This window comes from Flavobacterium sp. SM2513 (assembly GCF_050908145.1).
GTDB lineage: Bacteria > Bacteroidota > Bacteroidia > Flavobacteriales > Flavobacteriaceae > Flavobacterium.
Genome location: NZ_CP194228.1, coordinates 834251 through 847234, shown reverse-complemented (window position 1 = coordinate 847234; position 12984 = coordinate 834251). Strand labels below are relative to the sequence as shown.

General features: G+C 35.2%; 9 protein-coding genes. 6 read left to right on the top strand and 3 right to left on the bottom strand.

Features of this window, described 5'->3' with window-relative positions; translation table 11 throughout:
* Positions 1 to 67: 67 nt before the first annotated feature.
* Positions 68 to 1360 (bottom strand): aminopeptidase P family protein, encoded by a 1293-nt coding sequence (locus ACQ5J2_RS03295; protein ID WP_432672284.1) that lies wholly within the window; start codon positions 1358 to 1360, stop codon positions 68 to 70.
* 146 nt (positions 1361 to 1506) lie between these two features.
* Between ACQ5J2_RS03295 and ACQ5J2_RS03290 the strand changes: the two genes are divergently transcribed.
* The 6 genes from ACQ5J2_RS03290 to ACQ5J2_RS03265 all read left to right on the top strand — a co-directional run bounded on the left by ACQ5J2_RS03290 (position 1507) and on the right by ACQ5J2_RS03265 (position 10612).
* Positions 1507 to 2358, top strand: coding sequence for a ChaN family lipoprotein (locus ACQ5J2_RS03290; RefSeq protein WP_432672283.1), 852 nt, complete (start codon positions 1507 to 1509; stop codon positions 2356 to 2358).
* A gap of 205 nt (positions 2359 to 2563) precedes the next feature.
* Positions 2564 to 3403, top strand: a complete 840-nt coding sequence (locus tag ACQ5J2_RS03285) for a succinate dehydrogenase cytochrome b subunit (RefSeq protein WP_432672281.1) — start codon at positions 2564 to 2566, stop codon at positions 3401 to 3403.
* A 15-nt stretch (positions 3404 to 3418) separates the two neighbouring features.
* A complete protein-coding gene (locus ACQ5J2_RS03280) occupies positions 3419 to 5422 on the top strand; it encodes a fumarate reductase/succinate dehydrogenase flavoprotein subunit (RefSeq protein WP_432672280.1) in 2004 nt (667 codons plus the stop codon).
* Positions 5423 to 5471: 49 nt separating this feature from the next.
* Positions 5472 to 6215, top strand: a complete 744-nt coding sequence (locus tag ACQ5J2_RS03275; protein ID WP_432672278.1) for a succinate dehydrogenase/fumarate reductase iron-sulfur subunit — start codon at positions 5472 to 5474, stop codon at positions 6213 to 6215.
* A gap of 770 nt (positions 6216 to 6985) precedes the next feature.
* Positions 6986 to 9772 carry a GH92 family glycosyl hydrolase gene (locus tag ACQ5J2_RS03270; protein WP_432672277.1) on the top strand — a complete coding sequence of 929 codons (2787 nt, stop codon included), beginning with the start codon at positions 6986 to 6988 and terminating at the stop codon, positions 9770 to 9772.
* A gap of 75 nt (positions 9773 to 9847) precedes the next feature.
* Positions 9848 to 10612 (top strand): amidohydrolase, encoded by a 765-nt coding sequence (locus ACQ5J2_RS03265; protein WP_432672276.1) that lies wholly within the window; start codon positions 9848 to 9850, stop codon positions 10610 to 10612.
* Here ACQ5J2_RS03265 and ACQ5J2_RS03260 read toward each other — a convergent pair.
* Positions 10604 to 12205 carry an Ig-like domain-containing protein gene (locus ACQ5J2_RS03260; RefSeq protein ID WP_432672274.1) on the bottom strand — a complete coding sequence of 534 codons (1602 nt, stop codon included), beginning with the start codon at positions 12203 to 12205 and terminating at the stop codon, positions 10604 to 10606. The two genes, ACQ5J2_RS03265 and ACQ5J2_RS03260, sit on opposite strands and share 9 nt — an antisense overlap.
* A gap of 75 nt (positions 12206 to 12280) precedes the next feature.
* The gene (locus ACQ5J2_RS03255) at positions 12281 to 12964 is read right to left on the bottom strand and encodes a ComF family protein (protein ID WP_432672272.1); all 684 of its coding nucleotides are present in this window, start codon (positions 12962 to 12964) and stop codon (positions 12281 to 12283) included.
* Positions 12965 to 12984: the final 20 nt, after the last annotated feature.

Below are 12984 nucleotides of genomic sequence, written 5' to 3'. Positions count from 1 at the left end.
AAAAAAACGGCTCACTTTCGTAAACCGTCTTTTAAACTCTTAAACTTTTAAACCCTTAAACTAACTTTTAAGCGTTCATAAGCGACTCAATTTCTTCAATTTCAATAGGAATATTTCGCATCAAATTAAAAGGCTCCCCTTTTTCTTGAATCACAACATCATCTTCCAATCGAATACCGAAACCTTCTGCTGGAATATAAATTCCAGGTTCAACGGTAAAAACCATATTGGCTTTCATTGGTTCGTGTAGCAAGCCGTAATCGTGCGTGTCCAAGCCCATGTGGTGGGAAGTTCCATGCATAAAATATTTTTTGTAAGCCGGCCAATCAGGATTTTCGTTTTGCACATCGGATTTGTCTAACAGACCTAAACCTAGCAATTCCGAAGTCATTAATTTACCCACTTCTTGGTTGTATTCTTTCCACAAAGTACCTGGAACTAATAATTTTGTGGCATCGTTTTTCACTTTCAAAACCGCATTATAAACTTGTGCTTGTCGTTCTGAAAACTTTCCAGAAACAGGAATCGTTCGCGACATATCGCTGGAATAATTGGCATATTCTGCACCAACATCTAGTAAGATTAAATCCCCTGCATTACAAGGTTGGTTGTTTTCAATATAATGCAAAACGTTCGCGTTATTTCCCGAAGCAATAATTGGCGTGTAAGCAAATCCTTTGGAACGATTTCGGATAAATTCATGAATAAATTCGGCTTCAATTTCATATTCCGTAACGTTTGGTTTCACAAAATTTAAAATTCTACGAAAACCTTTATCCGTAATATCACATGCTTTTTGAATCAAATCCAATTCCGCTTGCTCTTTTACAGATCGCAAACGTTGCAAAATTGGGTTGGATTTTTCTACTTTATGAGCAGGGTAGTTTTCCTTCCACCATTTTACAAAGCGGGCTTCACGGGTTTCTGTTTCAATAGAAGCGCGGTAATGTTCATTGGTATTGATGTACATCGTGTCAGAATAAGCCATGATTTCCTTCAATGTCTTGTGAAAATCTTGTAGCCAAATTACATTCTTAATTCCTGTAACTTCATAAGCACGCTCTTTAGTTAGTTTTTCGCCTTCCCAAACTGCAATGTGGTCATTGGTTTCCTTTAGAAATAAAATCTCTTTCAAATTTTCGTAAGGAGCATCCGGAAAAAGCAACAAAATACTCTCTTCTTGGTCCACACCACTCAAGTAAAATATGTCGCGACTTTGTGCAAACGGTAATGTAGAATCGGCAGAAACGGGGTAAATGTCATTAGAATTGAAAACGGCAACACTATTGGGTTTCATGGCTGCCGTAAATTTCTTACGGTTATTGATGAAAAGCTGACGGTCTATTTGATGGTATTTCATAAAATATAAATTTAGATATTGACTGCAAAAATGCATGTCGAATGTAGTTGTTTTTGTGAATTCAAATTTAAAAAGAATATGTTCAATTGAAGTTAAGGAGGCGATAAAATTTTAATTATTTAGTATATTTAGACAAATTTTAGACAATGAAAAACGGTATCGTTCTATTACTATTGGCAATTTGTAGCATAGGAAACGCACAAGACAAAAAAGCATATCAATTATTTGATAAAAAAGGTAAGAAAGTTAATTTTGAGAAAGTAGTAAAAGCTGCTGCAAAAACCGAAGTGGTTTTGTTTGGAGAATTTCACGATAACCCTATTTGCCATTGGCTTCAATTAGAATTAACGAAAGAAGTTAGTTTGAAAAAAGGAATTGTTTTAGGTGCCGAAATGATAGAATCCGACAATCAAAAGCAATTAAACGACTATTTAGAAGATAAAATTAATCAGAAACAATTGGATTCTACCGCAAGATTGTGGCCTAATTACAAAACTGATTATAAACCCTTAGTTGATTTTGCAAAAGAAAAAAAACTACCGTTTATAGCCACAAATATCCCTAGAAGATATGCATCGATGGTGCACAAAAAGGGTTTCGAAAGTTTGGAAACTTTATCAGATGAAGAAAAATCGTGGATTGCACCACAACCGATTCCGTATGATAAAGATTTGCCAGGATATACTAAAATGATGACGATGATGGGTGAACATACGAGCCCGAATATGCCAAAAGCTCAAGCGAGTAAAGATGCTACGATGGCGTATTTTATTACTGAAAATTTGGAGGCGAATAGTATTTTCATTCATTACAACGGCAGTTTTCATTCGGATAATTTTGATGGAATTAATTGGTATTTAAGAAAATATCGACCTCAGATTAGTATAATTACCATTTCAACAGTAGAACAAAATCAACTTAATAAACTTGAGAAAGAGCATTTAAATAAAGCTGATTTTATTCTAGTTGTGGATGAAAACATGACTAAAACATATTGATTTAAGCTTTTAACTAGGGTTAAGATGTTGCACTTTTATCGGATTTTTACAATCATTTTTAAAAACAGATTGTAAATTCTATTCAATTTAAGATACTTCTAATGAATTAAACACTTTAAAATCGTTATAAATAGATGCTCAAAGGTTGTAGTATTTCCTAATTAGCAGTATTTTTGTTCGAATTTAAAACACTCAATTATAAATTATGGCAAAATCTGCATTATTAAAGTCATCACTTGCTAAGAAGTATTGGATGGCTCTAACAGGTTTATTTTTATGTCTGTTTTTGGCGGGACACTTAGCTGGAAACTTGCAACTAATATTCGGAGACGCATTACAATTCAATCAGTATGCGTTATTTATGACCACCAACCCGGCGGTCAAATTGTTGTCTTATGTGACTTACATTTCTATTTTGTTTCACGCTTTTGATGGTATTTTATTGACTATTCAAAACAAAAAAGCACGACCAATTGGTTACGCTAAAGAAAATCCAAGTGCGAATAGCAATTGGGCTTCAAGAAACATGGCGATTTTAGGGTCATTAATCTTGATTTTCATTGTAACACACATGGTAAGTTTTTGGGCTGTTATGCATTTTGATGATAAGATGCCCTTGCAAACTACTACAGTCGATATTGGTGGACAAAAACAAGAACTTTATTTGACTACAGATACAGGTAAGTTTTTTCCTGTAGAAGCAAGTCAATTAGAGCAATCGGGTTTGGAAATAAGAAATAGAACAGAGTTTTACAATAAGGAAGCTAATGTAAAAATGGGTGATGGTTACAAAGACTTACACAAAATTACTTTTGCTTATTTTCAAGATGCGACATATGGTTTGATTGCTACAATTATGTATGTAATTGCAATGTTCGTTTTAGCTTTTCACTTATTACACGGTTTCGCAAGTGCATTTCAATCTTTAGGAGCTAATAACCCAAAATACAACGGCTTAATTAGAGGATTCGGGAAAGGATTTGCAATCATAGTTCCATTATTGTTTGCTATTATTCCAGTTTATATTCACTTTTTTGCTAAATAATATACCTATAAAATCATGAGTTTAGATTCAAAAATACCAAATGGCCCAATCGCGGACAAATGGACCGATTATAAAGACCATATTAATTTAGTTAACCCAGCTAACAAACGTAATTTAGATATTATCGTTGTTGGTACAGGTCTTGCAGGAGGTTCTGCCGCTGCAACTTTAGCCGAATTGGGTTATAACGTTAAAGCATTTTGCTTTCAAGATTCACCTCGAAGAGCACACTCTATTGCAGCTCAAGGGGGAATTAATGCAGCAAAAAACTACCAAGGTGACGGAGATTCAACGTTCCGTTTATTTTATGACACTGTAAAAGGAGGAGATTACCGTTCTCGTGAAGCAAACGTTTATCGTCTTGCGGAAGTTTCTTCTAATATCATTGACCAATGTGTGGCTCAAGGAGTTCCATTGGCACGTGAATATGGTGGATTGTTAGACAACCGTTCGTTTGGTGGAGCTTTGGTTTCACGTACTTTTTATGCAAAAGGACAAACGGGACAACAATTATTACTTGGTGCTTATTCTGCGATGAACCGTCAAATTGGTCGTGGAAAAATCAAAATGTTCAACCGTCACGAAATGCTAGATTTAGTAATCGTAAACGGAAAAGCAAGAGGAATTATCGCTCGTAACTTGGTTACAGGTGAAATAGAAAGACATTCAGCTCATGCAGTTGTTGTAGGTTCAGGTGGATACGGAAACGTTTTCTTCCTTTCTACCAATGCAATGGGAAGTAACGCTACTGCAGCGTGGAAAATACATAAAAAAGGAGCATTCTTTGCAAATCCTTGTTACACACAAATTCACCCAACTTGTATTCCTGTTTCAGGAGACCACCAGTCAAAACTGACTTTGATGTCGGAATCATTGAGAAATGATGGACGTATTTGGGTTCCAAAAACAATGGAAGATGCGATTGCAATTCGTGAGGGTAAGAAAAAACCAACCGATTTATCTGAGGCAGAAAGAGATTATTACTTGGAAAGAAGATATCCTGCTTTTGGAAATCTAGTTCCTCGTGACGTAGCTTCTCGTGCTGCAAAAGAAAGATGTGATGCAGGATTTGGTGTAAACAAAACAGGTCAAGCCGTTTATTTGGATTTTGCTTCGGCTATTCAACGTTACGGAAAAGAGCAAGCTTATATTAAAGGTTTGCACGAAACAGCTGATGCTGCAAAAATTATCGAATTAGGAACAGAAGTAGTTGCTAATAAATACGGTAACTTGTTTCAAATGTATGAGAAAATCATCGATGAGAATCCATACAAAACACCAATGATGATTTACCCAGCGGTTCACTACACAATGGGAGGAACATGGGTTGATTATAACTTGATGACTACCATTCCAGGTTGTTTCTCAATTGGAGAATCTAATTTCTCTGACCACGGAGCCAATCGTTTGGGAGCTTCAGCATTGATGCAAGGTTTGGCTGACGGTTATTTCGTATTGCCTTACACTATCGGAGCTTACTTGGCACCAGATATCAAATTAGGAAAAATTCCAACGGATACACCAGAATTTGAAGCAGCTGAAAATAACGTTCGTACACAATTAGAAAAGTTCATCAATAATAACGGTACGCATTCTGTAGATTATTTCCATAAGAGATTAGGAAAAATCATGTGGGACAAAGTAGGAATGGCTCGTAATGCACAAGGTTTGACTGAAGCAATTAGCGAAATCTCAGCTTTACGGGAAGAATTTCACAACGACGTTCGTGTTCCAGGAACAATTGACAGCTACAACGAAGAATTGGCGAAAGCCATGCGTGTTGCCGATTTCCTTGAATTAGGAGAGCTTTTTGCAAAAGATGCTTTACATAGAAACGAATCTTGTGGAGGTCACTTCCGTGAGGAATACCAAACTCCAGAAGGAGAAGCATTGCGTAACGACGATGATTTTGCTTACGTTGCAGCATGGGAATACAAAGGAAAACCTAGCGAAGCTGTTCTTCACAAGGAAGAATTGGTTTTTGATAATGTTAAATTGGTTCAACGTAGCTATAAATAAGATATAAGTTCGAGTACAACTCAACACTTAATTCTCAACACTGAAAATTATGAAACTTACATTAAAAATATGGCGTCAGAAAAACGCCAAAGAAACAGGAAAAATCGTTGATTACCCAATCGACGGAATTGAACCTGATATGTCTTTCCTTGAAATGCTTGACATTTTAAACGAAGGATTGATTAACAAAGGAGATGAACCAGTTGCTTTTGACCACGATTGTCGCGAAGGAATTTGCGGAATGTGTTCATTATTCATCAACGGTGAAGCTCACGGACCGGATAGAGGTGTTACTACTTGTCAATTACACATGAGAATGTTTAAGGACGGAGACACGATTTTTATCGAGCCTTTCCGTTCAAAAGCTTTTCCTGTAATTAAAGATTTAATTGTAGATAGAGGTTCTTTTGACCGTATCCAACATGCAGGTGGTTTTATATCGGTTCCAACATCAGGAAACACGCAGGATGCTAACGGAATTCCTATTCCAAAACACGATGCAGATAAAGCTTTTGATGCAGCAAGTTGTATCGGATGTGGTGCTTGTGTAGCTTCTTGTAAAAACGCTTCAGCAATGTTGTTCGTTTCTGCAAAAGTCTCGCAATTCGCACTTTTACCGCAAGGAAAAGTTGAAGCAGCAGACCGTGTAATGAATATGGTACGTCAAATGGATGAAGAAGGTTTTGGTAACTGTACCAATACCGGAGCTTGTGAAGTGGAATGTCCTAAAGGAATTTCTCTTGAAAATATCGCACGTATGAACCGTGAATATTTAGTGGCAAGTGTGAAATAAGAAGAAAGTGGTTTGTTAGCTTTCTAATAAATTTATATAAAAACACAGTCCTAATGGGCTGTGTTTTGCTTTTATAAGCTATTCATATAGTCCTTTTTGGCTGAAACTTTAAAAGATATAGCGTTAGTACAAACTACTCTTTTATTTTGGCAAACCGGCTGTTAAATGTGTAAGTCGCTAGTATTTAGCGTATAATTAATTAATAACAAATACCGTGTATACAATAGTTTTTGTATAATTAGTTATAATTTATTACGTCCCGCACTTGGCAGTGTACAACTAGTTATAATAAATCACGTCCTTCCATAAGCATAGTAACATTAATTATAAAACATTAGTTCCAGCATTAATCGTTGTATAATTTTGTATAAAGTATTACGTCCTGCATTAAGTGGCGTATAATTAGTTATAAGGAATTACGTCCCGCATTAAGTGGCGTAACATTAATTATAAAATATTTGTCAAAACAGGAAGCTGCACATGCTAACCTATAAAGCGATAAAGCAACGCGTCCAGTTGCTGTACCCTTTTTCTTAGCGAAAGCTTAAAAAGTGGCGGGCATATACTAAATCTGCTAACAAAATGGTTGGTTTACTGTGTGCTTCTAGGTTTTTTCTTTGAAAGTCAATCATTCTTACAAATTATTGATTGCCAACATAAGCCAAATAGTGTTTAAAACTTTGAGAAGATAATTTGTAATTCAATTTCTAGTTACGCTATACTGAAATAAGAAGTCCTAAATTATTATATTTGAAATTCAATTCAATTCAATGAAACACTTCTCCTTTCTAATACTAATCTCAAGTTTTTGCTTCGCACAAAATTTTCAGCAACATGTCAATCCTTTCATTGGAACCGGAGGTCACGGACACACATTTCCAGGAGCGACAACGCCTTTTGGGATGGTGCAACTTTCGCCAGATACCCGAATTGACGACAGTTGGGACGGTTGTTCAGGTTATCATTATTCAGATAATGTAATTTACGGATTTTCACATACACACTTAAATGGAACCGGTGTTTCTGATTTTGGCGATATTATGTTGATGCCAACGATGGGCGAACCTTCTTTCGATAATAAAATTTACTCTTCGAAATTTTCACATAAAAACGAAAAAGCATCTGCTGGATTCTACAGCGTGAAATTAGACAAGCACAATATTGATGTCCGATTAACAACTTCAACTCGTGTTGGATTTCATGAATATACCTTTAACGAAAGTGGTCAAGCCAATATTATTTTGGATTTGAATCACAGAGACAAATTGCTAGAAGGAAGAGTTCGAATAATAGATAATAAAACGGTTGAGGTTTTGCGAAGAAGTGAAGCTTGGGCTCAAAATCAATACGTTTATGCAAGAATTGAATTTAATGTACCTGTAAAAACTCTTTCAAGTAAAACTTCTAAAGGACATAAAAATGATATAGAAACTAACGCAATCATTTTTTCAAGAGATGTAAAAAAAGACGAAAAAATTCTGATTAAAGTCTCGCTTTCTCCAACCTCTTACGAAGGTGCAAAACTCAACATGTCCGAAATCAAAGGTTGGGATTTCGAAAAAGTAAAAAAAGAAACCGAAGCACTTTGGAACAAAGAACTTTCTAAAATCGAAGTCACTTCGGATGATAAAGACAAGTTGGCGATTTTTTACACCGCATTATACCACACGATGATGCAACCCAACATTGCACAAGATTTAGACGGAAAATACCGCGGTAGAGACAACGAAATTCACACCGCTGAAGGATTTGATTATTATACGGTTTTTTCGCTGTGGGACACGTTTAGAGCGGCTCATCCTTTATATACATTGATTGATAAGAAACGAACTGCCGATTTTATAAACACTTTTCTCAAACAATACGAACAAGGCGGAAGATTACCGGTTTGGGAATTGGCTTCCAATGAAACCGATTGTATGATTGGGTATCATTCCGTTTCAGTTATGGCCGATGCGATGGTAAAAGGAATTAAGGGTTTTGACTACGAAAAAGCATTTGAAGCAGCGAAACATTCCGCAATGTTAGACCATTTGGGATTGGACGCTTACAAGAAAAACGGTTTTATTTCCATTGACGACGATCACGAAAGTGTTTCTAAAACCGTAGAATATGCTTACGACGATTGGTGTATTGCTCAAATGGCGATGATTTTGAACAAAAAAGAAGATTATAATTACTTCATGAAACGTTCTCAAAACTGGAAGAATCTCTTCGATGGGGAAACGGGTTTTATTCGTCCAAAGAAAAATGGCGGTTGGGAAAAACCATTCGACCCGAGAGAAGTGAATAATAATTATACAGAAGGGAATGCTTGGCAATATACATTCTTTGTTCCTCAAGATATTCCAGGAATGATTGAAGCGTACGGCGGAAACGATAAATTTGAAGCCAAACTCGACGAAATGTTCAACAGTGAAAGTAAAACTACAGGTCGACAACAAGTGGATGTTACAGGACTAATCGGACAATATGCTCATGGAAACGAACCGAGTCATCACATGGCGTATTTGTACAATTACATTGGAAAACCAGAAAAAACGCAAGAAAAAGTAAGTTATATTTTAAATAGTTTCTACAAAAACACACCTGACGGTTTAATTGGCAATGAAGATTGCGGTCAAATGAGTGCTTGGTACGTGTTGAGTTCGATGGGGATTTATTCGGTTACACCAGGAACTCCAAAATGGGATGCAACAAAACCATATTTTGAAAGAATTAAATTTAATATTCAGAAAGATAAATTTGATGAGATAAATCAATTTACAACATCTGATAAATTAAAAAAACTTGGCGGATTTTATGAAGAGGGGATAAGAAGTAGTAATTTTTTTGTGTATCAGAATATTACCACAGTTCCAGTTATTCAAGCGGAAAGTAAATCGTTTAGGGATAAATTGAAAATCACATTTGATTCATTTGATAAAGCAACAGAATATTTTTACAGTATTAATAATGGAAAATTCCAAATGCTTAGTAAAGAATTGGTTTTAAATGAGACATCGAAAATTTTATTTTACTCAGATAATGGGTTTGGTAAAACTAGCGACACTATTTCCGCTCAATTCTTCAAAAAACCAAACAATTACACCATTCAATATAATTCAAGATACGACCCACAATATAATGCCGGTGGAGACGAAGGATTAATTGATGGAATTTACGGGACTACAAATTGGAAAAAGGGAGAATGGCAAGGTTATCAAAGTCAGGATTTTGAAGCCGTTGTTGATTTAAAGGAAATGAAATCAATACAAAATTTTAGTTCGAATTATTTACAAGATTCGCGTTCGTGGATTTTAATGCCAACGAAAGTCGAGTACTACACTTCAAATGATAATGTGAATTTCGCTTTTGTAGGAAACGTTACAAACGAGGTTGACCCGAAACAAACCGATACTATCATCAAGAATTTTGAATTTAAATCAGCAAAAGTTTTAAAAGCAAGATACATTAAAATAAAAGCCACAAATTATGGTAAGTTACCTGAATGGCATCAAGGTTTTCCTTCCAATGGCGATGCTTATATTTTTGTGGATGAAATTGAGGTTAAATAAAAATGAAACACAGATTTCAGAAATTAGATTAATTATTAAAATTTCTAAAATCTGTGTTCCAAAAAATATAATAAAATGAAAATAGCCCTTATTCAAACGCATCTTATCTGGGAAAACGCACTCGAAAACCGAAGTCATTTAGCCCAAAAAATAACGGGTTTCATGGAAGGTGTCGATTTGATTGTGCTTCCTGAAATGTTTTCAACAGGTTTCACGATGCATCCAAAAAACGTTGCAGAAACCATGCAAGGCGAAACGATTGCTTGGTTGCAACATTTGGCAAAAGCCAAAGATTGTGCGATTACAGGAAGTTTAGTGATTGAGGAAGAAGGAAATTATTACAACCGATTGGTTTTTGTTTTCCCCGACGGAACAATTCAGAAATATGATAAACGGCATTTGTTTTCTTTGGCTAACGAACAAAAAGAGTTTACAGCTGGAAGCGAACGATTGGTTGTAGACTATAAAGGTTGGAAAATCTGTCCACTTATTTGTTATGATTTGCGTTTCCCCGTTTATTCACGAAATAATGGGGATTATGACGTATTAATTTATGTGGCAAACTGGCCAAATGCAAGAGCAAATGCTTGGAACTCTTTATTAAAAGCACGAGCTATTGAAAATATGAGTTATACAATTGGTATAAACCGTATTGGAAAAGATGAAAATGATAATGCTTATTCTGGAGATTCGCAAATCGTCGATTGTTTAGGGAATTTCACCTTAGAACCGCAACAAGGTGATGAAGTTTTTATCGTAGAATTAGACAAAAAAAACCAAGATCGGAATCGTAAAAAATTTGGGTTTTTAAATGATGCTGATGCATTTGAATTAAGGTAATAAAGTAAAAGTCTCTTTGACATCCCAATTTTCTCGAACAGTGAGTTCCTCAGGAAAATAAATAACCTCCTCACTTTGGGTTTTATCTAAATAATTTCCCGCATCCCACTTTTTATTTCCATTCGTGTCATAAATAAGTCGAACAATAAAAACTCCGGGAACGACAAGATTAAAAGTGGCAACCGGCTCTTTCTCTAAATATTCAAAATCAAGTACTTTTCCTTTTCCGTCAGTAAGTTGCACAATGACCGGAAAACTCTTTATGTTCTCAAATTTCATCGTCAAATTTCCATAATCACTCATTTCTTTTGTTGAAAGTTTGTATTGCAACGTGTCGTTAATTTGTTCATAGAAGTCAGTTAAAGCACCCGGCATCAGTGTTATTTTGTACTTTTGTTCCGGTTCTTTCGTCCATTTGAAAGCTAATTTTTGATTAATTTCATCGTAATCTGTGGTGAAATCAACAGCAACAGAATCTTTGTTCACCACATTCATTTTTGTTTTGTCAAACTTTGTCAACGGAATCGAACTTGTCAATTCAAAATTCTGTCTGAAATGAATCGTTCCAGAAGGTCCTGCCAAAAAACTTAAAGAATCATTTTTCTGTTCTTTGAGTTTTAAATTATACTCTTTTGAATAATCGCCACGTGTCACAGACAATTGCAGTGAATCAACAGTTACAGAGGGGAACCAAATTTGCAACGAATCTTTTTTCGGAAATTGGGTAACTACATTTTTTAGAATTTCATCACCGTTTCTAATGATTATTTTTGCGTCTTTAAAATCGCCTTCATATCCTAAAATCGCTCGATTTCCTGAAGCTTGAGACGGTTTGAAGGATTTGGTTTCCAGCGTTTCTCTGAACAATTTTAAATTATAAGATTCATTTTCAGTGCCAATAACAATAGGTTTGTCGTAAAATGCAATTTTGTCTTTACCGGGGTTGTAAATAAAGTTGTTGCTGTTGTCCTTTAAAGCAATTAGTTGATAAATTCCAGCTTTTATATTTTCAATTTTAAACGTTTTTGCACTATCTAAAGTATTGGTTACATACCTTGGTTTTTCTTTATAAATAGTAGAATCATTGTATTTTTCGTTGATTTCATATAACATTACCGTTACGAAATTATCGCTTTTGGTTTCCAAAGCATCCTGAATGGTACCTGAAATTGAAAGTGAATCGATGTAACTTCCCGTCGAAAAAACATATTTAAATTGAGGATAAACATTTCCCTCATTATTGTCCTGAATACTTTGCCCAAAATTCAAACTATACGTTGTATTGGGTTGCAAAGTGTCTTTGATTTTTATTGAAATGTATTTACTTGCAACCGTTGGACTAATTATGGGTGCTTCATCCATTGGTGGCGAAACAATCAGTTGCTTTCTGATGTCTTTTAATTTTATGTATTCATCAAAGTACAATTTGATTTCGTTTCCGGTAAAATTAGTCTTGAAGTTTGCAGGAACACTTTCACGTAAAACCGGTGCCAAAGTATCTTTGAAACCTCCCGTAATGTTTCCTCTTTTGGCACAACTGAAAATCAATAATGCGGATAGAAACAATAAAAACCGAAATGTGATTTTTGACATAAAAAGTGAAATTTATAAGGCACAAAATAACAATTATATTTAGTGTGAATGAAATGTTTTTGGAAATTATTATAATCAACCTTGCGACATTGCCATACAAACAATACTTATTTTTGCTCCAGGAATCTCTAACAATGCTTTTCCAGCAGCTTCAAGTGTTGCACCAGTAGTGATTACATCATCAATTATCAAGAAATGTTTGTTGTGATGCGTTTCATTAAAGTGTGCTTGAAAAGTATGCGATTTAATTTCATTTCGACCCAACAGGTTTTTAAATGTCTGCGTTTTATTATAGTGTGTTCGTTCTAAAACAGCTTCTTCAAAAGGACAATTTAGTTGTTGAGAAAGTGCTTCGCCAAAAGTAGTTACTTGATTGTAACCTCGTTTTTCAAGCTTTTTTCTATGCAATGGAATGGGAATAATTGCATCAACTGATTGGAGGCTTTCACAACTTTGAAGTTCGGTTCCGTACCAATTTCCAAATAAAGTCCCGACTTCTTGATGTCCTCGGTATTTCAAATTGTGAATGAGTTCTTGAACCATTCCTTTCTTGTGAAAATACATTAATGCTGATACATGTTCGAGTGGAAGTCGCCCATAAAATTTAGTCATGGCTTCATTTTCAAAATGCAAATGCTGATTTGTTAGAGGAATGTCATGTCGGCATTGGGTACAAATAACCGTTTCATTCTGTAATAGAAATCGGTCACAACCCAGACAAGCGGGTGGAAAAAACAGATTAAATATCGATTTCATCATCTGTATGGCGTTTAAATTGT

What these genes read in the sequence shown, in the direction of transcription:
- ACQ5J2_RS03295 (WP_432672284.1), bottom strand. Translation starts at nt 1,360, where the DNA reads ATGAAATACCATCAAATAGACCGTCAGCTTTTCATCAATAACCGTAAG.
- ACQ5J2_RS03290 (WP_432672283.1), top strand. Translation starts at nt 1,507, where the DNA reads ATGAAAAACGGTATCGTTCTATTACTATTGGCAATTTGTAGCATAGGA.
- ACQ5J2_RS03285 (WP_432672281.1), top strand. Translation starts at nt 2,564, where the DNA reads ATGGCAAAATCTGCATTATTAAAGTCATCACTTGCTAAGAAGTATTGG.
- ACQ5J2_RS03280 (WP_432672280.1), top strand. Translation starts at nt 3,419, where the DNA reads ATGAGTTTAGATTCAAAAATACCAAATGGCCCAATCGCGGACAAATGG.
- ACQ5J2_RS03275 (WP_432672278.1), top strand. Translation starts at nt 5,472, where the DNA reads ATGAAACTTACATTAAAAATATGGCGTCAGAAAAACGCCAAAGAAACA.
- ACQ5J2_RS03270 (WP_432672277.1), top strand. Translation starts at nt 6,986, where the DNA reads ATGAAACACTTCTCCTTTCTAATACTAATCTCAAGTTTTTGCTTCGCA.
- ACQ5J2_RS03265 (WP_432672276.1), top strand. Translation starts at nt 9,848, where the DNA reads ATGAAAATAGCCCTTATTCAAACGCATCTTATCTGGGAAAACGCACTC.
- ACQ5J2_RS03260 (WP_432672274.1), bottom strand. Translation starts at nt 12,205, where the DNA reads ATGTCAAAAATCACATTTCGGTTTTTATTGTTTCTATCCGCATTATTG.
- ACQ5J2_RS03255 (WP_432672272.1), bottom strand. Translation starts at nt 12,964, where the DNA reads ATGATGAAATCGATATTTAATCTGTTTTTTCCACCCGCTTGTCTGGGT.